22 protein-coding genes, 1 tRNA gene and 1 pseudogene are annotated in these 20,805 nt (G+C 37.4%); 3 read left to right on the top strand and 21 right to left on the bottom strand.

All coding sequences use genetic code 11. The annotated features are described in order from the left end of the window. Nucleotides 1-131: 131 nt before the first annotated feature. From FC32_RS06645 to FC32_RS06635, 3 genes are all read right to left on the bottom strand, one after another. Nucleotides 132-926: a phosphotransferase family protein gene (locus tag FC32_RS06645; RefSeq protein ID WP_025087104.1), complete on the bottom strand. Its 795-nt coding sequence runs from the start codon at nucleotides 924-926 to the stop codon at nucleotides 132-134. A gap of 63 nt (nucleotides 927-989) precedes the next feature. After that, nucleotides 990-2,204, bottom strand: a complete 1,215-nt coding sequence (locus tag FC32_RS06640) for an ABC transporter permease (protein ID WP_025087105.1) — start codon at nucleotides 2,202-2,204, stop codon at nucleotides 990-992. Next, nucleotides 2,197-2,937: an ABC transporter ATP-binding protein gene (locus FC32_RS06635; RefSeq protein WP_056957335.1), complete on the bottom strand. Its 741-nt coding sequence runs from the start codon at nucleotides 2,935-2,937 to the stop codon at nucleotides 2,197-2,199. The genes FC32_RS06640 and FC32_RS06635 overlap by 8 nt, the downstream gene beginning before the upstream one ends. Nucleotides 2,938-3,085: 148 nt before the next feature. On the opposite strand from FC32_RS06635, the gene FC32_RS06630 reads away from it, so the two are divergent. The 3 genes and pseudogenes from FC32_RS06630 to FC32_RS06620 all read left to right on the top strand — a co-directional run. Continuing rightward, the gene (locus FC32_RS06630) at nucleotides 3,086-3,514 is read left to right on the top strand and encodes an HIT family protein (RefSeq protein WP_025087106.1); all 429 of its coding nucleotides are present in this window, start codon (nucleotides 3,086-3,088) and stop codon (nucleotides 3,512-3,514) included. Nucleotides 3,515-3,519: 5 nt separating this feature from the next. After that, nucleotides 3,520-3,825 (top strand): hypothetical protein, encoded by a 306-nt coding sequence (locus tag FC32_RS06625; RefSeq protein ID WP_025087107.1) that lies wholly within the window; start codon nucleotides 3,520-3,522, stop codon nucleotides 3,823-3,825. A gap of 93 nt (nucleotides 3,826-3,918) precedes the next feature. Further along, nucleotides 3,919-4,806: pseudogene (locus tag FC32_RS06620) on the top strand (peptidylprolyl isomerase PrsA); the annotation flags it as partial. Between the two features lie 303 nt (nucleotides 4,807-5,109). On the opposite strand, the gene FC32_RS06615 reads toward FC32_RS06620, so the two are convergent. From FC32_RS06615 to purM, 18 genes are all read right to left on the bottom strand, one after another. Continuing rightward, nucleotides 5,110-5,715 (bottom strand): response regulator transcription factor, encoded by a 606-nt coding sequence (locus FC32_RS06615; RefSeq protein WP_025087109.1) that lies wholly within the window; start codon nucleotides 5,713-5,715, stop codon nucleotides 5,110-5,112. Nucleotides 5,716-5,723: 8 nt separating this feature from the next. Next, the gene (locus FC32_RS06610; protein WP_025087110.1) at nucleotides 5,724-6,113 is read right to left on the bottom strand and encodes a sensor histidine kinase; all 390 of its coding nucleotides are present in this window, start codon (nucleotides 6,111-6,113) and stop codon (nucleotides 5,724-5,726) included. Beyond that, nucleotides 6,110-6,556 carry an Rgg family transcriptional regulator gene (locus tag FC32_RS06605; RefSeq protein WP_162150520.1) on the bottom strand — a complete coding sequence of 149 codons (447 nt, stop codon included), beginning with the start codon at nucleotides 6,554-6,556 and terminating at the stop codon, nucleotides 6,110-6,112. The genes FC32_RS06610 and FC32_RS06605 overlap by 4 nt, the downstream gene beginning before the upstream one ends. Continuing rightward, nucleotides 6,553-6,963: a helix-turn-helix domain-containing protein gene (locus FC32_RS06600; RefSeq protein ID WP_025087112.1), complete on the bottom strand. Its 411-nt coding sequence runs from the start codon at nucleotides 6,961-6,963 to the stop codon at nucleotides 6,553-6,555. The genes FC32_RS06605 and FC32_RS06600 overlap by 4 nt, the downstream gene beginning before the upstream one ends. A 150-nt stretch (nucleotides 6,964-7,113) precedes the next feature. Continuing rightward, nucleotides 7,114-7,704: a ribonuclease H1 domain-containing protein gene (locus FC32_RS06595; protein WP_025087113.1), complete on the bottom strand. Its 591-nt coding sequence runs from the start codon at nucleotides 7,702-7,704 to the stop codon at nucleotides 7,114-7,116. 22 nt (nucleotides 7,705-7,726) lie between these two features. Further along, a complete protein-coding gene (locus tag FC32_RS06590) occupies nucleotides 7,727-8,677 on the bottom strand; it encodes a 3'-5' exoribonuclease YhaM family protein (RefSeq protein WP_025087114.1) in 951 nt (316 codons plus the stop codon). Between the two features lie 128 nt (nucleotides 8,678-8,805). After that, nucleotides 8,806-9,144: a YlbF family regulator gene (locus FC32_RS06585; RefSeq protein ID WP_025087115.1), complete on the bottom strand. Its 339-nt coding sequence runs from the start codon at nucleotides 9,142-9,144 to the stop codon at nucleotides 8,806-8,808. A 75-nt stretch (nucleotides 9,145-9,219) separates the two neighbouring features. Further along, on the bottom strand, nucleotides 9,220-11,361 hold the full coding sequence (locus tag FC32_RS06580) for a PBP1A family penicillin-binding protein (RefSeq protein WP_025087116.1): 2,142 nt from the start codon (nucleotides 11,359-11,361) through the stop codon (nucleotides 9,220-9,222). A 163-nt stretch (nucleotides 11,362-11,524) separates the two neighbouring features. Further along, entirely contained in the window at nucleotides 11,525-11,992 is a 468-nt protein-coding gene (argR, locus tag FC32_RS06575) for an arginine repressor (protein WP_025087117.1), read from the bottom strand. A gap of 72 nt (nucleotides 11,993-12,064) precedes the next feature. Next, nucleotides 12,065-12,784, bottom strand: coding sequence for a cyclic nucleotide-binding domain-containing protein (locus FC32_RS06570; protein WP_025087118.1), 720 nt, complete (start codon nucleotides 12,782-12,784; stop codon nucleotides 12,065-12,067). A gap of 155 nt (nucleotides 12,785-12,939) precedes the next feature. Further along, nucleotides 12,940-14,637, bottom strand: coding sequence for an arginine--tRNA ligase (gene argS / locus FC32_RS06565; protein WP_025087119.1), 1,698 nt, complete (start codon nucleotides 14,635-14,637; stop codon nucleotides 12,940-12,942). Between the two features lie 260 nt (nucleotides 14,638-14,897). After that, nucleotides 14,898-14,968 (bottom strand) — tRNA-Gly (locus tag FC32_RS06560). 46 nt (nucleotides 14,969-15,014) lie between these two features. After that, nucleotides 15,015-15,224 carry a hypothetical protein gene (locus tag FC32_RS06555; RefSeq protein ID WP_025087120.1) on the bottom strand — a complete coding sequence of 70 codons (210 nt, stop codon included), beginning with the start codon at nucleotides 15,222-15,224 and terminating at the stop codon, nucleotides 15,015-15,017. 114 nt (nucleotides 15,225-15,338) lie between these two features. Continuing rightward, nucleotides 15,339-16,235: a LysR family transcriptional regulator gene (locus FC32_RS06550; RefSeq protein ID WP_025087121.1), complete on the bottom strand. Its 897-nt coding sequence runs from the start codon at nucleotides 16,233-16,235 to the stop codon at nucleotides 15,339-15,341. 99 nt (nucleotides 16,236-16,334) lie between these two features. Further along, a complete protein-coding gene (gene purD, locus FC32_RS06545) occupies nucleotides 16,335-17,615 on the bottom strand; it encodes a phosphoribosylamine--glycine ligase (protein WP_025087122.1) in 1,281 nt (426 codons plus the stop codon). Nucleotides 17,616-17,629: 14 nt separating this feature from the next. Continuing rightward, nucleotides 17,630-19,168: a bifunctional phosphoribosylaminoimidazolecarboxamide formyltransferase/IMP cyclohydrolase gene (gene purH / locus FC32_RS06540; RefSeq protein WP_025087132.1), complete on the bottom strand. Its 1,539-nt coding sequence runs from the start codon at nucleotides 19,166-19,168 to the stop codon at nucleotides 17,630-17,632. 15 nt (nucleotides 19,169-19,183) lie between these two features. Next, a complete protein-coding gene (gene purN, locus FC32_RS06535) occupies nucleotides 19,184-19,753 on the bottom strand; it encodes a phosphoribosylglycinamide formyltransferase (protein WP_035459769.1) in 570 nt (189 codons plus the stop codon). A gap of 9 nt (nucleotides 19,754-19,762) precedes the next feature. Further along, nucleotides 19,763-20,803 (bottom strand): phosphoribosylformylglycinamidine cyclo-ligase, encoded by a 1,041-nt coding sequence (purM, locus tag FC32_RS06530; RefSeq protein WP_025087123.1) that lies wholly within the window; start codon nucleotides 20,801-20,803, stop codon nucleotides 19,763-19,765. Nucleotides 20,804-20,805: the final 2 nt, after the last annotated feature.

The raw sequence follows: 20,805 nt of genomic DNA, 5'->3' as shown, positions 1-20,805 counted from the left end.
CTATGTAATGTAGGTTGCTTACATAGACTTCCTTTCTTTTTAAATCGGTATTATTGATAAACCTACAAAATAATGACTAAATTCACTAAATAAGGGACAAAAGGTGCTTGAGCCTTTCATCCCCATTAGTTTCAAATATAATTTTGATTTTTGATTACTTGACTAAGCTTGATAATGTCTTGGTTCATTTCATGGAAATGACCACGTTGATAGTTATGCTTGATAACCAGCAATAAATTGATCATGGCATACCAATTGATGCGCATCATCATTTCGGCTGTCGGTAGACGCTTTTCGTACCGCTCAAGCCATTGCTTCCAATCTTTACGTGGGACATATTGACACATTAACATACTAAGATCTAAGGCTGGATCGGCTAATTTAACAGCCTCCCAGTCCACTAGATATAGCTGTCCTGACTCCGATAAGAGCCAGTTTTTATGATTTAAATCGCCATGACATACTTCGTAATTCGAGCGTTCAAGTTGTGGCTGTTTTTCTTTCAAACGTGACGAAACATCGTGTAATAACGGGTGTTGGCGCAAGTCATCACTTAAACCATTAAAATACTGTGCTAATAAATCAGCTGGAGTATATGCTTGACCACCAACTTGCAACAGCATTTTTTTCAATAAACTCGAGTGATGCAAGCGATAAAGCAACTTCGAGACTTGTAAGGAACACATCTCATTACGCTTGAGCGAACGACCATTCAACCATTCTTGAGCTGTTAAAGTGTCACCCGAAATGGTGCGCTTAGACCAAATCAAACGTGGCACGATCTCCTCTAACGAAAGAGCGGCTAAAAATGGTGAAGTATTACGCTTTAAAAAAATGCGTTCATCGTTATTTACTGCCATATATGCAGTACCTGTGTCGCCACCGATCGGAAGAATCTCCCAGCCTTGTTCCAAATTGAAATCCATCTGGGGCTCTCCTTTTGAAAATATCGATAACTAAGATAAGTCTACAAAGAACTCACATCAGTGTCAAGCTCTTTTTCCTAACCGTGACTTTAGATAAGGCCCAGTTAATCCTATGATTTCAAGGAATAAGACGACTGCGATCTCTCCGCCTAAAAGCCAAGTGTTGGTTTGTAAACTGTTGATCACGGCAAATAGAAGTGCGCTAATGCCTAAAGTTACTTGCAAAACTCGTTGAAATGCTTGTAATTTTTGTTTTTCAGTCACTGGATACAAGTGAGTAAAAACGATCTCGTCAAAATGACGATAAAGTGCCATCAACTGGAAGCCTAACATGTAAATAAATAAGATACTTACTAAAAAAGCTAACCACGGTTCGTGGACAAAATATAAAATGATCGCACCTAAAAGGTTTAATCTGATGATCAAATCACTGTATTCACCATTTCGCACCAAGGCACGCCAATACAAATAATGATATGGGTGCTTGGGTTTTGGGCGTGGCAAAAAGCGATCCAAATATTTTCGCCGTTTCGCTGCCGCTTGCAGAAATGGTACGTCCGTAAATAGATTAAAGAAACGGTACAATACTAGCATTCTTGCCTGTTCATTTGCAATCGCTACTTCCCATAAAAAGACTTCTTGGGTTTGGATTTGTTTTACCATGCGTTCAACATAAATTCCAAGCGCTGCCGTGATCAAGACAAAATACAAGCCATTGAAATACAATGCGCCTAAACAGATCAGTAAACTGAAAAAAACATCAAGCAACAATTTATAGCTTAACTGTGCAAATTTATGCTGATACAGCGCCAGATATTGACGTTTTAACAGTAAATATTTCAAGCTAAGTACCACTAAACCTAAGTAGATCAATTGGATACTCGTAAAAGTCGTGGCATACAGTAAAAATGGTGCTAAACATAGCATCACCAAGATATCAAAGCCCCACGCAAACAACAAGGAATGATTAAATGCTTTATTCAAATAACTTGGCATTTCAGCTTGCTTCGGGGAAATAAATACGATATCAGCTGATTTTAATAAAGTCGCTAAATTTCCGACTTGCAAGGTAACGACTAAAATCAAAGCCACCAGTGGCTTAGCATAAAAATAATCGGCATGTAAAGGCAAACTTTTCAAATAATTTGAATATCCTAAACCCAAACCACCAAAAATAAAAAGTAACGCTAAGACAAAATGGTCGTTAAAGACATAACGTAAATACTTAAACATCTGTCTTTGGTGGGCACTTTGTCGTTCATTCCACAAATTAAGCATTACGTTCACCTACTCTTGCTAATTCAAGATAGATCTCAGAAAGTGAAGCTTTAGGGGCTGAAAATTGTTGACGTAAATCAGCCAAATTCCCCTTAGCCGTAAGTTGTCCTTGATCGATCATCACAAAGCTATCACAATACTCTTGGGCCGTACTCAAAACATGAGTCGACATCAAAACCGCTGCACCTTCAGTTTTCTTTTGGGCGATCAAGTCTAATAGATCCTTTGTCGCTAACGGATCTAACCCTAAAAAAGGTTCATCAATGATATAAAGTGATGCTTCAGTAATAAAGGCACACACGATCATCACTTTTTGTTTCATCCCTTTAGAAAAATTTGCTGGAAACCAATCCAACTTATTTTCCAAGCGAAATGTCTTGAGTAATTTATTGGCTTTTTCCCAGGCTTGCTTAGTTTCCAAGCAATAAGCCATCATTGTTAATTCAAGATGTTCTTTTAAAGTCAATTCTTCATATAAAATGGGAGTTTCTGGAATATAGGCCATTTTTTGCTTATAAACCTGCGGAGAAGTTTTTAAACTTACTCCATCGATCGTTATCTTACCTTTTTGTGGCTGCAACAAACCGATAATATGTTTGATCGTAGTTGACTTACCAGCACCATTTAACCCGATCAAACCTACTAATTGACCTTGTTTGACTTCAAATGAGATATCTTTTAAAACAGGAACTTGTGAATAGCCCCCGACTAGATTTTCAACTTTTAACGTCATAAAATCCCCTACTCTATCAATTGTTTATCGCCTAACAATAACTTTAATTTCAATAAAATTATTGCGCTTAGTTACTAGTTTACAACAATTACATATAAATAGTGTATACTAAGAACAGATTTAAATTTTTTTGAAAGAAGGGTTAACTATGACAGATTGTATTTTCTGTAAGATCATTTCTGGAGAGATCCCTAGTACGACCGTTTATGAAGATGATCAAGTCAAAGCTTTTTTAGATATTACTCAAGTTACACCAGGACACACTTTAGTAGTACCTAAAAAACATGTCGTTGATATTTTTGAATACGACGAAGAATTAGCTCAAGCTGTTTTTAGTCGTATTCCTAAAATTGCTCGTGCGTTAAAAAATTTTGACCCACGTGTCAAAGGTGTTAATATTGTCAATAACAATGGTGAGGTTGCTTACCAAAGTGTCTTTCATTCTCATATTCACCTTCTTCCGCGTTATACAAAAGAAGATGGCTTTAAGATGACCTTTACCGATAATTCAAAGGACTATGATAGCCAAGCGCTTCAAGCGATCGCAACTAAAATTTCAGAACAGATAAAGGACTGAATTACATGAAAAAATTACTCTGGGTAATTGGGATCACCGGTGCCGCCGGTTATTATCTTTACCGTAAGCGCGATGATATCTTAGCTTATTGCACGGAAAAAATGATTCAGCTTGAACAAACAAAAAATGAGCTTAAAGACTACTCAACAAAAGTTCAAGCGGTCAAAGACAATGCAACTAAGTTTGCCAATGAACTCCAAGCAGCACAACCTGTGCTTGACTCATTGACTCAAGATATTCAACAATATGCTGATGAAATCGAACCTTTAGCCGAAAAGATCCAAGCAGATCTGCCTGAGTCAAATAATTGATTATTTAAGAATTATTAAAAACAATAATCATTCCCAGTAATTTTGTGTTATATTATACTTATTAATTTTTACGAAATGGATGTGTTTTACGTAATGAAAAAATTGCTTGTGGCATGTGCCAGCATTTTGCTAACATTTTCACTTGCAGCTTGTTCTAAAACAGTTGCAACAACTTCTGGTGGTAAGATCACTGAAAGTGAATACTACAGCAGTATGAAAAATACTACTTCTGGTAAACAGATCTTACAACAAATGATCTTAGATAAGATCTTAGAAGGTAAGTATGGTGATAAAGTTACAACAAAAGCAGTTAACAAAGAATACAATAAATATAAGAGTCAATATGGTTCTTCATTTTCAACTGTTTTATCTCAAAACGGTTTAACAGCTTCTTCATTTAAGAAGAGCATTCGTTCTAACTTGCTCTTACGTCAAGCTGTGATCGCTAATACAAAGATCACAAAATCACAACTTAAAAAGCAATGGAAGAGTTATGAACCTACGATCACAGTTGCACAGATCTTAGTTTCTAAGAAATCAACTGCTAAAAAGATCATTGCTGAATTAGAAAAAGACGGTTCTTGGAAGAACTTCAAGAAGTTAGCTAAGAAGTATTCGATCGATACATCAACTAAGAGCTCTGGCGGTAAATTACCATCATTTAACAACACTGATACATCACTTGATGAAACCTTCAAGAAAGCAGCCTTTGCTTTGAAACAAGGTAAGTTCACAACGACACCAGTGAAGACAAGTTATGGTTACCACATTATCTACAGTATCAAGAATCCTGGTAAGGGTGAGATGTCTGATCACATCCAAGATCTAAAAGATCAAATCATCGAAGAAAAGATGAATGATTCTGCTACATTACAAGCTGTTATCTCTAAAGAATTTAAAGAAGGTAACGTAAGTATCAAAGATAGTGATTTGAAAGATATCTTAGCTGATTACCTTTCATCATCATCTTCTACAAGCAGTAGCTCTTCTAAGAAGAGTTCCTCAAGTTCTAAGAAGAGTTCTTCATCAAGTTCTAGTTCTGATGCTTCAAGCTCGTCTGACAGTTCAAGTTCAGATTCTAGCTCTGATGCTTCAAGCAGTTCTGAAGAATCTTCTTCGGCTGAAAGTGCATCAAGCAGCGCGGATGAAGCTTCAAGTGCTGACACAACAAGCACAGCTAGCTCAGCTGAATAATAAAAATTAAAAATAACTCTAGGTAAAATGAAACCTAGAGTTATTTTTTTGCGTTAAATTAATCATAAAAATACGAAGTTTGCCACTTACTTAGATCCAACCATTTTCTTGTGCCAACATAACAGCTTCTAGTCGCGAAGTAGTTCCTGTTTTACTCAAGATAGCTGAAATATAATTACGGACTGTTCCTTCTGCTAAAAAGATTTTCTCAGCGATTTCTTTAGTTGTTGCCGTAGTTTTCATCACTCGCAAAATCTCTAGTTCACGTTTCGTTAACGGAGGCTCTTTAGTGGTAAACATGTCTTTGACTAACCTGCTCTCATATATTGTTTGCCCAGTAACGACCGCTCTGATCGCCTTAGCCAACGTCTCGCTAGGTGAATCTTTTAAGAGATACCCAGCAACTTGGGTGTTAATTGCTTGTTTAAAATATTCTTTTCGCGCAAAAGTTGTCAAAATAATAATCTTTACTGGTTGTTTGAGCAAAGCCAATTGCGTTGCCACTTCTAATCCGGTCAAACCGGGCATTTCAATGTCTAGTAACGCTACATCAGGATGTAACTGCAAAATATCATGCAAAGCTTGTGTACCATTGGGCGCCGTACCAATAACTTCAAAATCTTCTTCTAGTTCAAGCAATAATTGTAATGCTTGCGCGATCATCATCTGGTCTTCTGCAAGATAAATTTTTATCATCAGTTCGCCTATCCTCTCTTTTTGGGAATCGTTAATATAATCTGTGCCCCATTATTGTTCTTAAACATACAAGTCCCTCCAAGTTTTTGAATACGCTGTTTAATTCCGCTAAGCCCAAATGATTCTTCTTTCTTACCCGCTTTAAACCCAACCCCATCATCTTTTATGATAACATGATATTTTTCGGGACTTTCATCAAATATCACTTTCAAAAAACTAGCTTCACTATACCTGATAGCATTGGTGACCGCTTCATTTAAAACGGCTCCAATGGTCTGCTGTACTTCTTGATCAAAAGACATTGCTCTAGTCTCATTTTCGACCAATAACGTGATCTTGGCTTGTTTTAAATTATCACTAGCAACATGCAAAGTTTGCAATAAAGTCTCATGTTTCAAGTCACATACTTTTTTAACATTTGCTTGAAAAACAACTTTTCTTCCACATCATCCACATACACCGCTACGGCTATAGCATGATCTACTAACGTTGCACCTTTTTGCTTATCTCCCACTAAAATCAAACATAGTCCTTCTAAAAAAAGAATTTTATTCTTGGCGGAATAACATTTTCTACCGACAAAAATATCTAACGCATTCTCAATATCTTGTAATAATTTAACCATATTCTTGCGTGTACCGATGCCCTTAAAAATAAATTCGGTCAGTATATCTGCAATCTGAATCAGCACAAAGTCTTGGCATTCTCGTCGGTGATATTGTCTGAGCATTCTAAAATACAACAATTCAGTCGTCTGACTATCTAGACAAAAAATTATACTTTTAAATAAAGTAACTTCATATCCCCACCAGTAATTAGAATCAAGCAAATAATTCGTCAACTTCTTAATCTTTTTTTCTCAAAAGGTAAACCAACATACTGATTTATCCTTTGTTCCACAATAATTGCATTGAATTGATGCCGAAAATTGCTATCCATGCTATACTTATCTTTTTCCTCTGTTGCAAGCAGTTGTAATTCTTCTAAATCCTGTTTCTCTAATAACAATTGTAGTTTATTTAGAAAAACAAGTTGTTGATCTAAGTGTGTAACTAATGAAAAATTCTCTAGCTCAAAACTAAAGAAATTCAACCTATCTAACAACTCGATCAACTTTTCAGCACCAATACCACATTCATTTCTCTCAAACTTAGACAACAGTTGAACTGACATAATCTTAGTTGCTACTTCTGTTTGTGTGAGTCCTTTATCTTGCCGCAAGATTCTAAATTTTTCTCCAAAAAACATTTTCTCATCCCCTTTTATCTACTGATTATATTTTTTCCACTCGTAATTACAACTTAATTAATATAACTAAAAGAGCCACCGTAATTGCATATCCAACTACGATGGCTCTTAGCTCAAATATTCTATTTTTCGGGTAGCACGATTTTTTGGTTAATTGATCCCACAAGCTTCCTTGGCTAATTGATCAGCTCGCTCATTAAATTTTACCCCAGTATGAGCCGAGATCTTTTTAAATTTTACAGTCAAATCATTTTCTTTTACTAGTTTTTTTACAAAATTAGCATAACGTTTAGTCACGTCTTTTTTAGCTTGCCATGAACCATCCGCCCAACTAGCGATTCCTTGATAGTCATGACAGATCGTGACTTCTTCCATCCCACTTTTGACAGCGTATTGCAAGGCATAGCCCGTCGCTAATAATTCGCCCCCAACATTATGCAAAGCGATAATTTCATCGTCAGCGTTACAAAATTTATGTTCATGGATACTCTGATTATCTTTTACGACCACGAAACTACCACCAACCAATTGTTTTTTCGCATTAAAACTGCCATCAACAAAAATACTTTCGCATGGTAACAAGTCATCTTCTTGATCGCTGATAAAAGCTAAGGCTTCTTCTTTCGTCGCAAATCCTTTAAATACTGGACTTTTCACCTGCTTTAAGGCAGTCTGACATTCAGGCCAACTCGTGTAGATTTCACCCGTATTTTTAATTGCGTAAAAATTCTTTTTTGCCATTCTCTTTCCTCGCTATCTACATTTATTCCTTTTCTGATGGACGATAGAAATTCCGTCCATCTAGGCCAAAGATCCGTTCAGAAAAGTTGCCGGGTTCCGTATGTGAAAGACTCTTTTGTAACATTTGCAAAGAAGCATCTAAATTATCAAGTTGATGCAAGACATCGGCTTCTACTAGATGTGGCTGAACTGGTGAACCATACTCTAGCAAGCCGTGATGTGAAACGATCATATGGCGCAATAAGACGGCATCTTCACTTTGAGGATCGATTCCTAATTGTTCACAAGCTACCATGATCTGTTCGTCGATCAAGACGATATGACCTAATAAATTTCCGGCTAAAGTATAACTAGTTGCCACTGGCCCTGAAAGTTCTAAGACTTTACCTAGATCATGTAAAATAGTTCCAGCATACAACAAAGCTGGATTTACTTGATCATACTGGTTCGCAACTGCTTTAGCTAGCCGTAAGATCGAAAGTGTATGATATGCTAAGCCCCCCGCAAATGCATGGTGATTTGACTTAGCTGCTGGGAAGCTAAAGAATTCATCGTGATACTTCTTTAAAAGTTCACGTACGATCCGGTTCCAAGTTGGATTAGTGATCTCAAAAATATATTGGTTTAATTCTTCTTCCATCTTAGCAGCATTTTCAGGTGCACCTTGTAAATAGAGCTTAGGATCACTAGGCTCGTCTGCATTTGCTAACCGCAATTTAAATATTTTTATTTGAGGGTTATTTTGGTAATTTTCCCTTTTTCCGGTCAAATGAACGACTTTACCAGGAACAAAACGTTTGATATCTTCTTCAGAAGCGTCCCAAAATTTTGCACTGATAACACCCGAATTATCAGAAAAATTAAAAGCGATAAATTTCTTACCATTTTTGGCAATTCTTGTTTCTGCCGATTTGACCAGTACAAAAAGTTCTAAATTTTCGTTGACTTTGTAGTCAAATAATTTTTTTATCATGGTATTTCCCTATCCATTTCTGTTATTCTTTTCTGCTATCTAACTGTAACACACTTTCTGACCTTGTGCAGAAATTTTAGAAAGCTAATAAAAAGAGCACGCTGATAACCAGCGTACTCTAGCGATAATTAGTCACGATACAACTCTTGTACCGGTTGGAAAATGATTTGGCTCAATTCGTCCATCAACATGCTTAAAGCTTGTTCTTTTAACATTAATTGTTGTAATGTTTCAAAGTCTTTTGCTTTTTCGCCAGCAGCTTGAAGCTTCTTGAAATCTTCTTCCGTGATATTGCCTTGCATTTGCTTGTGTTGCATTTCTTCTTGTAAACCTTGCAATTCTTTGAAGCAAGCATAAGCAGCTTCATCAGCTTTCAATGCTTCATAAGCAGTTTGGAGATCCTTATATTGTTGTGTTTCTTTTAAATCACTTTCTAATTGATTAGCTGTATCGTAAATATTTACCATAACTAACTCTCCTTTAAATTTAATAACTTTATTATACCGCAGATAGACCTAAAATGTTTCAACTAACACCTAAATTTAATTACCAAATAAACTATTTAAGGCATCCTTACCTTTTTGCAACCAAGAGCTAGCAGAATCCTTCAAATTAGAAGCACCTTCTTCAACTTGTTGACCGGCGTTTTTGATTGTATCCCATAAACTATCCGAAGAACTACTGCTACTTGTATCATCCGTATCAGTACTGTTTTCTGCCGCCAAAGTTGAAGCAGCTTTTACACTAAACTGAGTCCCCTTAGTATAAGGCAAGATGTCTTCCATCAGCGTCTTAAAGAGCGCGGAACCGCCACGTGTTCCTGCATTTTCGATCGAATACTTGCTTGAGTCAAAGCCGACCCAAGTAGCAACAACCACATCTGGTGTATAGCCAACGTACCAGTGGTCGGTTTCAGCCGTAGATGAATCGGTCCCATTTCCTTCAGTCGAACCTGTTTTCCCGGCAATTGTATAGCCCGATGGTTTAGCACTGGCACCAGTTCCGATCTTATAGACATCAATCAGCATACTTGTCATTTCATTTGCATTTGATTTAGACATGACTTTAGTTGATTGAACTTTAGTATTATCAACGATCGTATTGCCAGAAGCATCAACGATTTTTCTGATCAAATGCGGTTGATAACGAACACCATTATTGGCAAAAACTGTATAGGCACTAGCAATTTGATATGGCGAAACGCCTTTCTTTAACCCACCTAAAGCTAAGCTCAAGTTAGCGTCAGATGAATCAAGCGTGATGCCAAATTTTTCGACCCAGTTATAACCTGTTTTTACACCGATCTTATTTAACAACCATACCGCCGAAGTATTTTTACTTTCAGCAATCGCTTGATACATCGGTAATTCACCACTATAAACTTCATTCCAGTTATGTGGCGTATACTTATCAGTCCCGTAAGATTTTAATTCATCTGGCAATTCAGTATCATAATGATATCCCTTGGTCAATGCTGGGGCATAGACGGCTAATGGCTTGATCGTTGAGCCCGGTGAACGAACTAACTGAGTACTACGATTATACCCACGAAAGACATGGTTTTCTTCACGTCCACCGATAAGCGCTGCAACCCCACCAGTAGTTGGATCAATTGCAATTGAAGCACCTTGAGCCTGAGTTCCATCACTTGCATTTTGTGGGAATAAAGTTGAATCAGAAAAATCTTCTTGCATCTTAGTTTGATAATTTTGGTTAAGTGTTGTATAGATCTTATAACCACGATTCATAATATCAGATTCACTTAACCCATATTGCTCAATAGCTTCGGAAATGACAGCATCAAAGTAATAAGGATATTTATAACCCGAGTTATAAACATACGTATCTTTGGTTACCATCGCAGTTGCTTGATATTGTTTAGCTTGCTCAGCTGTTAATTTATTATTCTCTACCATTAAGCTCAAGACGACATTGCGTCGTTTTTTGGCTGCAGCGGGATGATCAATCGGGTTATACGCATTTGGACTAGTTAGCATCCCTGCTAAGGTAGCCGCTTGGGGAACCGTCAATTCACTTGCACTTACCCCAAAATATTTCTTAGCGGCATCACCGATTCCCCAGACACCATTGCCAAAATAAGCATGATTTAAATACATTGCTAAAATTTCTTTTTTAGTATAGACATTTTCAACTTGCATTGCGATAAAAATTTCTTTCGCTTTCCGTGAAAAAGTCTGTTCTTGGGAAAGAAAGGCATTTTTGACCAATTGCTGTGTCAAAGTACTTCCCCCACCACTGATCGAACTATTACCAGTTAATTTATTTTTTACATACATTAAACTAGCACGGGCGATCCCTTTGAGTGAGAAACCATATTCATTATAAAAATTTCTATCTTCGGTCGATAAGACAGCATTAATAACATTAGGTGAAATATTATTGATCGAAGTCCACGTTCCCTTTTGTGAATATAAATACCCTGCTTTTTGATCACTATTGTCATAAATTTCTGTTGCTTGCTCTAATGTATTTTTTAATTCTTTAACATTTGCGGTTTTGGCAACATATGTCAGATAAATACTCATACATAAAAAAACAGTTAATGTTAGTGCTACTAACCAACGCCAAATTTGATAACGATGAAACTTAGCTTTCAGCCAAGTCCAAAAAATACCTCCATAGTGTAAAAAATTTCGACGTAATTTTTTCAAAAAATCATTCATCTCAAAATTCCTTTTCTGTTAAATTCAGTCTGAGCAAATATAATCTTAGCATATCGTCATGCTTTTAGACAAAAAATAGTTGAAATTTAATAATAATTCAAATTTAACAATAACTCTAATCTAATAAAAGCAAGTGAACCCTTTTGGTCACTTGCTTTACTATCTATAATAAATTGTCTAGGTCTACATGCTCATTAAACATCGCATTAACGTTTTGTGCACTTTCTTTTGTGGGGCTAATGACTACCAACGTATCAAATCCAGCGATCGTCCCCGCAATATCAGATAGCGCTAGGTCATCCAAAATCGCTGCTAGTACGTTAGCATTGCGTGGTGTCGTGTGGATCACGTTCATAAACTCGACCAAGGTGATCGAAGTAACTGAGTCATTGATCGCTTTATATAATTTATCTTGTTCTGATTGGTTATTAGCCTTAAAAATAAAGTATCTTAGATTGCCATCGCCATCTTGTTGCTTTACGATCTGCATTTCTCGAATATCACGTGAGATCGTCGCTTGAGTGGCAGTAATTCCCATTTCTTTTAGTGCTTGCATAAGTTCTTCTTGATTAGAAATGATTCGTTGATTGATCAACTGTTCAATTTTTTCTTGTCGTAATTCTTTTTTCAAAAAATACACCTCGTAACTTAAAGCAGATCTTACTATTATTTTAGCAAACTTTTTATGACAAGCAAATTGTTGTTATTTTAGCAAATTTCGAAAAAATGTCTGCTTAGAAAATTGTTCAACGGCAACTTGCGTTAACATCAACTTGCGCCGGCCTTTTTTTAAGATCCCACGGCGACAAAGTTCATCAATGATTTGATTAACCGTTGACAATGAAGCCCGTGCAAACGAGGCTACCACACTTTGATCGATCCGGCGTGGCAACCTGAGCCAACTTTGTTCTTGCTTAACACCGTAAAAAAATGCTAAATACAACAATATTCGTTCTACGCGCAAATTCATGGGAGTAGTATAACAATAACTGTTAAACAATTTTTCGCGGTTAACTAAATTTATCATATCATTTATCAATATTTGGTTAAAAGCAGTTGAATACTCTCTTAAATGCTTAACTGCAAAAGCTGGGATCAAAATATAAACTACATTATCATCAAACGCGACTAATTCTTCTTTGGCATCTTTTTCGATAAAATATGGTTCATTTGGACGACAAAATGCAATATAGTTTAACTTTTGTTGTTCATAATCATATATTCGAAGTGCTCCTAAACCACTAATAAAATAACAAATTCCCCCAACATCTTGGTCATTAAATTTAATTTCTTCATTGTACTTACAATCACGTACATGACAATTTTTAGAAAAATACTTGCGCTCAAGCTCCCCTAGTGTAGTTAAGCGTTCTAAAAAAGCATTGACCACTACTTGGCGCTCATCTCTTCTATAAACTCCCAAGCCGATCACCTTCTTTTTATTATATTTTTCTTTAGTCTATCATTTAACCTCCATAAAATAACTTATATATTAATAATTTTTTTGTAATCGAAAATTCAAAAAGTCGGCATTAAATGAGAAAGCTCCCAATTAATACCGACTTAATAGTCTATTTACTACATTTCATCTGGTGCACTAACACCTAATAAACGCAATGATTCTTTTAATACTTCTGCCACGCTAGCAACTAAAGCTAAACGTGCTTCTAATTGATCATCTTCCACTAAGATCTTCGAATGTGCATAGTATTTATTAAATGCTTTTGCTAAGTGGATCGCATATTTTGCAATTACGGATGGTTCATATTCAGCAACTGCGCGCGCAACTGTTTCAGGGAAATCGCCTAAAAGACGCAATGTTTCCCAAGCATTTTCGTCAGTTAAACGATAAGCCTTACTTGGATCGATCTCTTTGACTCCAGCCTTACGTAAAATACTCATTGCACGTGCATGTGAATATTGTACATATGGACCAGTTTCACCTTCAAAACGAACAACTTCTTCTAAATCAAAGTCAAAGTTATTCAAGCGTTCATTTTTAAGGTCATGGAAAATAACAGCCCCAACCCCAACTTCTTCGGCTACTTGTTCTTTATTAGCCAAACTAGGGTTTTTAGTTTCAATTTGTTCTTGTGCTAAACTGACCGCATCATCTAAAACTTTTTCTAACAAGATCACCCGACCAGAACGAGTTGATAATTTTTTACCACCTTGTGTGATCAAGCCAAATGGGATGTGATGAATGTCATCTGACCAGTCATAACCCATTTCTTTTAAGACAGCCTTTAATTGTTTAAAGTGGTTAGATTGTTCATTCCCTACAACATAAAGTGATTGAGCAAAGTCATATGTCCGCTTGCGGTAAATAGCAGCCGCTAAATCACGTGTGATGTAAAGTGTTGCTCCATCAGTCTTTTTGATCAAAGCTGGGTTTAAATCATATTCTGAAAGATCTACGATTTGCGCACCTTGACTTTCTTGTAAGAGGCCTTTATCTTCTAAGATCTCTACCACTTCATCCATCTTATCGTTGTAGAAAGCTTCACCATTATAAGAATCAAATTCGATTCCTAAACGATCATATACAGTAGTAAAGGCTTTAAGTGATTCTTCACGGAACCATTTCCATAAACGGGTAGCTTCTTCATCGCCATCTTCTAAACGTTTGAACCAATCACGTGCTTCTTCATCCAATTCTGGGTTCTCAACGTCTTCTTTGTGGAAGCGGACATAATATCCTAAAAGTGAATTGATCGGGTCATTTTTAACTTCTTCTTCACTTCCCCAGAGTTCATAAGCACGCATCAATTTACCAAATTGTGTGCCCCAATCGCCTAAGTGGTTGATTTTAACTGGCTTATAGCCTGATTTTTCCATCAACAAAGCAATTGAATTACCGATGACAGTCGAGCGCAAATGTCCCATTGACATTGGCTTGGCAATATTAGGTGAAGACATATCGATCGGAACTTGACGATTTTCACCTGTAGTAGCATCACCAAAGTGTTCTTTGTTAACTAAGACATCATTTAAGATGTCAGCACTAAATTCGGCTTTATCTAAGAAGAAATTCACATAAGGTCCAACCGCTTCGATTTTTTCAAAGCCTGTTTTATCGATTTTTTCGACTAATTCTTGCGCGATCATTTGCGGTGCTTTACGCAAAACTTTAGCTAAAACGAATGCTGGAAATGCATAATCACCTAAATTTAAAGCTTTAGGACGTTCGATCTTAGCCATGATCTCTTCTTCACTTAACTGACCATCAATTGCTGTATACACAGCTTGTGCAACTAATTGCTTGTAATCTTTCATACTTTACCTCCTAAAAAACAAAAAGCCTCTTGCTCAGCGTTACTTACGCTTTGCAAGAGACGAGATTTTCCCGCGGTACCACTCTTTTTGATCTAGATCCACTTAATATTTAATTGCTCCTAAGAAGCGCGCTTCGCTTGCTTAAATAATCTGGCTTTCACCCTCCCAGACTCGCTTAGTATCGCTACAAGTTACTCCTCTTCTATGTTCAGAGTTAAGTTAAAAAAACATCCCTAGTAAAATACTAGAGATGACCTTGAAGCGGGTGACGAGAATCGAACTCGCGACATCAGCTTGGGAAGCTGGGATTTTACCACTAAACTACACCCGCGACAACAGAGATTATTATAGCACCTTTATCTCTGTTTGTCATCACTTTATGCAGATATTTTTTTCATATGATTCAAAGCAACGACAGCACGATTATGAAAATCGCTAACAACTACCGTATCATCTTTATGATGTTCTAAAATTTCTACCACGGCAGAGTTTTCGTATATTTTTTCGATTGAGCCCACAAAATTGTGTGTCAACGAAGCAAATTTATCGCATGTTACTTTGTCGCCCACTTTTAATTTTGTTTCCATGATCAATATTCACCTACTTTGTCTGGCAATGTCCTAAGAATATTATCAAAATTCAATCTTAGATGCAAGCAAATAAGCCAAGAAATTTTGAGTTATTACCAAAAGTTAGAAAATTCATACTTGATCACTTAATTTACCATAGCGTTCAGTCAAATAAGCCGTTACGATTTCAATAAAAGCTCGCGTCGAAGGTGTTTGTTGCGCCTTAGAATGAGTCACTAAAGCAATCGTCCTAAAATGGCGTTTGGAAAATGGATAACGTACCACATTTCCAGAAAGTTTTTGTAAAGCTAAGTCAGGTAAAATCCCTAGCCCTAATCCCGATTCGACCATTGCAATGATCGAAGCATCGTCAATACTATATTGTAAAGAATTAGCAGGAACGTCGTAAGCGTCTAAGGCAGCTTTAGTATTACGGTCATAATCTATTTCTTGCAAAATAAATGTTTTATCCGCAACATCGGCTGCAACAACTGCTTTTTTGTCTCGGGGCTCAAATCCTTCAGGTGCAACACAATAGATTTCGTCGCGATACAACGGTAAAACTTCCAAATTTTCTTTGATCGGTAGCGCTGAAAAACCTATATCTAGTTCACCTAACTTGATTTGTTGAATAACTTCATTAAAATCACCTTGCCAGACTGAGATCTCTATTTCAGGATATTCCTGTTTAAACGTATTGATCATATCCGGTAACCAATTAATACAAACACTACTAAAAGCCCCTATTCGTAATCTCCCTTGATCTAAACCATTGATCCGAGCTGCTTCTTCTAATAACTTATCTTCGGTATTTAAAATTTCTCTCACAATCGGAAGGATCTTTTCGCCAGCAGAAGTTAATTGCACACCGTTACGATTTCTGAAAAAAAGGGCAAATCCTAATTCTTTTTCCAAGCCATTGATAGAATGACTGATCGCAGAAGGCGTTACATTCAAAACTTTAGCCGCCGTAATAAATGCTTTTTGCTTAGCAACTTCACTAAAAGCTTGATACATAAAATTACTCAATCTCACTCGCCTCAACTTTCAAATCAAAACATACCATCTAGTCTCTTTTCCGTCAACGACTAGTAAAAAACAGCCATTGCAGCGAATGGCTGTTAAACATCAGAAATCTTTAGCACTTTTATGTGTTGCCTTTTTACCAATATCTTGTCGGTAATAGCAGTCAATAAATTCATGTTGCCCAAGATAGTCGTAAACTAATTTTTGGGCAGTTGTTAAATCTTTGGCTTTAGCTAGAACCGTCAAAAGTCGGCCACCATTTGCACGCAGTTGCTCACTATGATCATTTTCACTAACATTTGCAAAATCAAGTGTGACATCATCAATGCTCTCAAGCGTTGGCAATGCTTGGCCCTTATGATACTCACCTGGATAACCTTTGGCAGCCACGATTACACCTAAACAGGCATCGTTTGTTGCTACAACTTCGGGAAGCTTTTGACCTTCTACGGCAGCATCAATCAACATTGCAAAATCAGAAGCGATTCGTGGTAAAACAACTTGTGTTTCAGGATCACCTAACCGAACATTATATTCAATAACTTTTGGACCCTTAGCTGTCATGATCAACCCGATGTATAAAATTCCACAATAATCAAAATTTTCTTGGCGCAAACCAGCAATCGTAGGCTCAACCACTTCGGTCAACATGCGTTGATAATCGTGTTTGGGTAACTGTGGTAAAGGGCTGTAAGCTCCCATTCCACCAGTATTAGGACCTTGATCATTGTCGAAAGCTCGTTTATGATCTTGAGCCATCGGTAAAATCTGATAATCTTTACGACCAACTGCAACAAATAAGGAATACTCTTGTCCAGCTAAAAATTCAGACAATACGATCTGCTTTTGACCTTTTTTAAACATTAACTTGATCTCTTTTTTAGCTTGTTCTTTAGTAGGCGCGATTACGACTCCCTTACCAGCTGCTAGACCATCGGCTTTAATAACAATTGGTTCGGCAAAATCAGCTAGAGCTAAAATTGCAGCTTCAGAATTTTGAAAAGTTTCAAAATAAGCAGTCGGAACTTCATATTTATTCATGAAACGCATCGCAAAATCTTTAGAACCTTCGAGCATTGCAGCATCCTTCGCTGGACCAAAGATTTTAAAGCCATCTTTTTCAAACGAATCCACAATTCCTGCTACAAGTGCATTTTCGGGTCCGACAAAAGTCCAAGCGATTTCCTCTTCATAACAAAAACCTTTTAATGCATCAAAATCCAATTCTGAAATCGATACAAGGTTGATTCCATCTAGCGTCATTCCAGGATTACCTGGTGCACAAAAAACTTGGGCAACCTTAGGACTAGCTAGGAGTTTCTTGGCGATTGCATGCTCACGTCCACCCGAACCGACAACTAATACTTTTAGCTTATCTTTCATTATTCATACCTCAACTAATGTCTGAAATGACGGATTCCCGTAGTCAACATTGCGATGCCATATCTATCCGCCATTTTGATCGAATCTTCATCACGGATCGAGCCACCAGGTTGAATGATTGCTTTGATACCGTTTTGGGCAGCATATTCAACACAGTCATCCATTGGGAAGAACGCATCAGAAGCTAAGACGGTTTCGTCATCAATATCATTTTTGGCGTGTGCGATCGCAATTTTAGTGGAATCAATTCGGTTTGGCTGACCTGCCCCGATTCCAAGCGTTCTTTTAGTATTGGCGACCACAATTGCATTAGACTTAGTATGTTTAACTGCTTTTAGAGCTAACAACAATGCTTCTTTTTGAGCTTCTGTTGGTGCAGTTTTAGTCACTAAAGTCCATTTGGTTGGATCTTCTAAGGTCATATCTTGAGCTTGCACTAAGAGTCCCCCCATCACCGAAACTGTTTCAAAGCCTGGAGTTTCATCTTTAGCACTAAAATCTAATTGCAATAAGCGGAGATTTTTCTTTTGTTTTAAGATTTCTAACGCTTCTGGTTCAAAATCAGGTGCAATAATAATTTCTAAAAACAATTTATGCATCTTTGCAGCTGTTTTTTGATCAACCGTGCGATTTAAGACAATGATTCCTCCAAAAATCGAGATTGGATCGGCAGCATGGGCTAGATCCCACGCTGCTTCGATCGTTTCTGCTTGTCCGATTCCACATGGGTTCATATGTTTTAAAGCTACAACTGCTGGACCTTCAAATTCACGTGCGATCCGTAAAGCAGCATCAGCATCTTTGATATTATTGTAGGAAAGTTGCTTACCATTTAATTGTTTAGCAGCCGTGATCGCATATTTTTTAGGTAAAGCATCTTGATAGAACCATGCTGGTTGATGGGAATTTTCACCATAGCGCATCGTATCCTCTAAATCATAAGTCAAGGTTAATTTTTCTGGAGCTAAAAGTTCAATTTCGTGGTTTAAGTATTGTGCGATTAGAGCGTCATAACTTGCTGTATAGCGAAACGCCTTAGCGGCTAAACGTTTTCTTGTTTCTAAGGTCGTGGTTTGGTGCTCATTTAGTTCGGCTAAAACGGTCGCATAGTCGGCTTTATCGACCACCACGGTTACATCATTGAAGTTCTTAGCCGCTGAACGAAGCATACTAGGACCACCAATATCTATATTTTCGATTGCATCAGCAAAATCTTTTGTTTCATCACTGGTCGTTTCTTTGAAAGGATAAAGATTTACGCAAACTAAATCGATCGGAGCAATAGCTAACTCTTCCATAGTTTCAACGTGTGACTTCACATCACGCCGCCCTAAAAGTCCTCCATGAATGTAAGGATTGAGGGTCTTAACTCGCCCATCTAAAATTTCGGGAAAATGAGTTACCTCTTCGACTGCGATCGTTTTGATCCCAGCTTCATCTAACATTTTTTTAGTACCACCAGTCGAAATGATCTCAAAATCATGTTCAACTAAGCCTTTGGCAAATTCAACAACTCCACTTTTATCTGAAAGACTGATCAATGCTCGCTTCAAAAAAATTCGCTCCTTTTAAAATATCTGTTTTAGTGCTTGCGGATATAATTCATATTCACACGCATGAACACGTGCTTCTAAAGTTTCCAAAGTATCATCTGGTTGAATAGGGACATGTTTTTGTAAAATTGCCGGTCCCGTATCTAACCCTTGATCGACATAATGGACTGTGACACCAGTTTGTGTTTTGCCATGTTCAACATGATCTTGATAAGCTCGCTCGATCGCGTGTAATCCTTGATACTCAGGTAAGTATGCCGGATGAAGATTTACGATCTTGTGATCATAGGAACTGACAATATCTGGACCTAAAACTCGCATATAACCAGCTAAAACAACAAAATCAATTTGATGTTTAGCTAATATTTCTAAAATTTTTTCTTCGTAACGTGGTTTGCCACCACATTCTTTAACCGTAAAAGTCTCAACTGGAACGGCTAACTTTTTAGCCCGCTCGATCACTTTGGCATCAGGATGATCACTAAACAGTAAGGCTAACTCAGCATTAAATTCACCTGCTTTAAACTTTTTAGCCAAAACTTCAAAATTAGTGCCATTTCCAGATGCAAAAATCGCTACTCGCATCTAATCACCTCACACATTGATCACGATCTTAGCTTCGTTTGCAGGTCGTTTGACTAAAGTTCCGATTTGGTAAAATTTTTCTCCTTGTGCAGTTAACTCTTGTTCGACTTGAGAAACATCTGCCAAAGAAACTGCCAAGACTAGTCCGATACCCATGTTAAAAGTTTCGAGGCAATCCGTTAATTCGAGATTTCCCATCTCCTTTAGATACGTAAAGATCCCTGGAACTTCCCACGAAGAAAGATTCAGTTGGGCTTGCAGATCATCACCAAACATCCGAGGAAGATTTTCAATCAAACCACCACCGGTAATATGACTAACACCCTTGATCAAACCAGCCTTGATCAGCGGTAAAACTTCTTTTACATAGATTTTTGTTGGTGCTAATAGCGCTTCTCCAACAGTTTGTCCTGCCAATTGAGCCGGTTTTTCAGCTAAATCAACGTGATGATCTTTAAATAAAATTTGTCTTACTAACGAAAATCCATTTGAATGTAAGCCATTTGAAGGTAAACCGATCAAAGCCATACCTGCTTCGGGCAACTTGTCATCTAAAATTGCTTTTTTCTCAACTGCTCCTACAGCAAAGCCCGCTAGATCGTATTCTTCTTTGGCATACATATCAGGCATTTCTGCCGTTTCGCCCCCGATCAAGGCAGCACTTGCTTGACGACACCCCTCAGCTACACCGGAAACGATCTGCGCCATTTTTTCCGGTTCATTTTTCCCCGTTGCAATGTAATCAAGAAAATACAACGGTTCAGCACCTTGAGCTAAAATATCATTCACACACATTGCCACACAATCGATCCCAATTGTATTGTGTTTATCAAGCATTTGAGCGATCATTAATTTTGTGCCCACTCCATCGGTCCCAGAAACAAGAACTGGTTCAGTTAAATTTAACGTGCTTAAATCAAACATTCCGCCAAAACTGCCTAAGGCACCTAAAATACCTAGGCGTTCAGTCGATTTAACATCTGCTTTGATTTTTTTGACCATTTCATATCCAGCGTTCACATCAACGCCAGCTTCTTCATAACGCCCCATAA

Origin of the sequence: Ligilactobacillus apodemi DSM 16634 = JCM 16172 (genome assembly GCF_001434405.1) — a bacterium.
Lineage (GTDB): Bacteria > Bacillota > Bacilli > Lactobacillales > Lactobacillaceae > Ligilactobacillus > Ligilactobacillus apodemi.
This window is presented reverse-complemented; position numbering and strand designations above follow the sequence as displayed.

What these genes read in the sequence shown, in the direction of transcription:
- FC32_RS06645 (WP_025087104.1), bottom strand. Translation starts at nt 926, where the DNA reads ATGGATTTCAATTTGGAACAAGGCTGGGAGATTCTTCCGATCGGTGGC.
- FC32_RS06640 (WP_025087105.1), bottom strand. Translation starts at nt 2,204, where the DNA reads ATGCTTAATTTGTGGAATGAACGACAAAGTGCCCACCAAAGACAGATG.
- FC32_RS06635 (WP_056957335.1), bottom strand. Translation starts at nt 2,937, where the DNA reads ATGACGTTAAAAGTTGAAAATCTAGTCGGGGGCTATTCACAAGTTCCT.
- FC32_RS06630 (WP_025087106.1), top strand. Translation starts at nt 3,086, where the DNA reads ATGACAGATTGTATTTTCTGTAAGATCATTTCTGGAGAGATCCCTAGT.
- FC32_RS06625 (WP_025087107.1), top strand. Translation starts at nt 3,520, where the DNA reads ATGAAAAAATTACTCTGGGTAATTGGGATCACCGGTGCCGCCGGTTAT.
- FC32_RS06615 (WP_025087109.1), bottom strand. Translation starts at nt 5,715, where the DNA reads ATGATAAAAATTTATCTTGCAGAAGACCAGATGATGATCGCGCAAGCA.
- FC32_RS06600 (WP_025087112.1), bottom strand. Translation starts at nt 6,963, where the DNA reads ATGTTTTTTGGAGAAAAATTTAGAATCTTGCGGCAAGATAAAGGACTC.
- FC32_RS06595 (WP_025087113.1), bottom strand. Translation starts at nt 7,704, where the DNA reads ATGGCAAAAAAGAATTTTTACGCAATTAAAAATACGGGTGAAATCTAC.
- FC32_RS06590 (WP_025087114.1), bottom strand. Translation starts at nt 8,677, where the DNA reads ATGATAAAAAAATTATTTGACTACAAAGTCAACGAAAATTTAGAACTT.
- FC32_RS06585 (WP_025087115.1), bottom strand. Translation starts at nt 9,144, where the DNA reads ATGGTAAATATTTACGATACAGCTAATCAATTAGAAAGTGATTTAAAA.
- FC32_RS06580 (WP_025087116.1), bottom strand. Translation starts at nt 11,361, where the DNA reads ATGAATGATTTTTTGAAAAAATTACGTCGAAATTTTTTACACTATGGA.
- argS (WP_025087119.1), bottom strand. Translation starts at nt 14,637, where the DNA reads ATGAAAGATTACAAGCAATTAGTTGCACAAGCTGTGTATACAGCAATT.
- FC32_RS06555 (WP_025087120.1), bottom strand. Translation starts at nt 15,224, where the DNA reads ATGGAAACAAAATTAAAAGTGGGCGACAAAGTAACATGCGATAAATTT.
- purD (WP_025087122.1), bottom strand. Translation starts at nt 17,615, where the DNA reads ATGAAAGATAAGCTAAAAGTATTAGTTGTCGGTTCGGGTGGACGTGAG.
- purN (WP_035459769.1), bottom strand. Translation starts at nt 19,753, where the DNA reads ATGCGAGTAGCGATTTTTGCATCTGGAAATGGCACTAATTTTGAAGTT.
- purM (WP_025087123.1), bottom strand. Translation starts at nt 20,803, where the DNA reads ATGGGGCGTTATGAAGAAGCTGGCGTTGATGTGAACGCTGGATATGAA.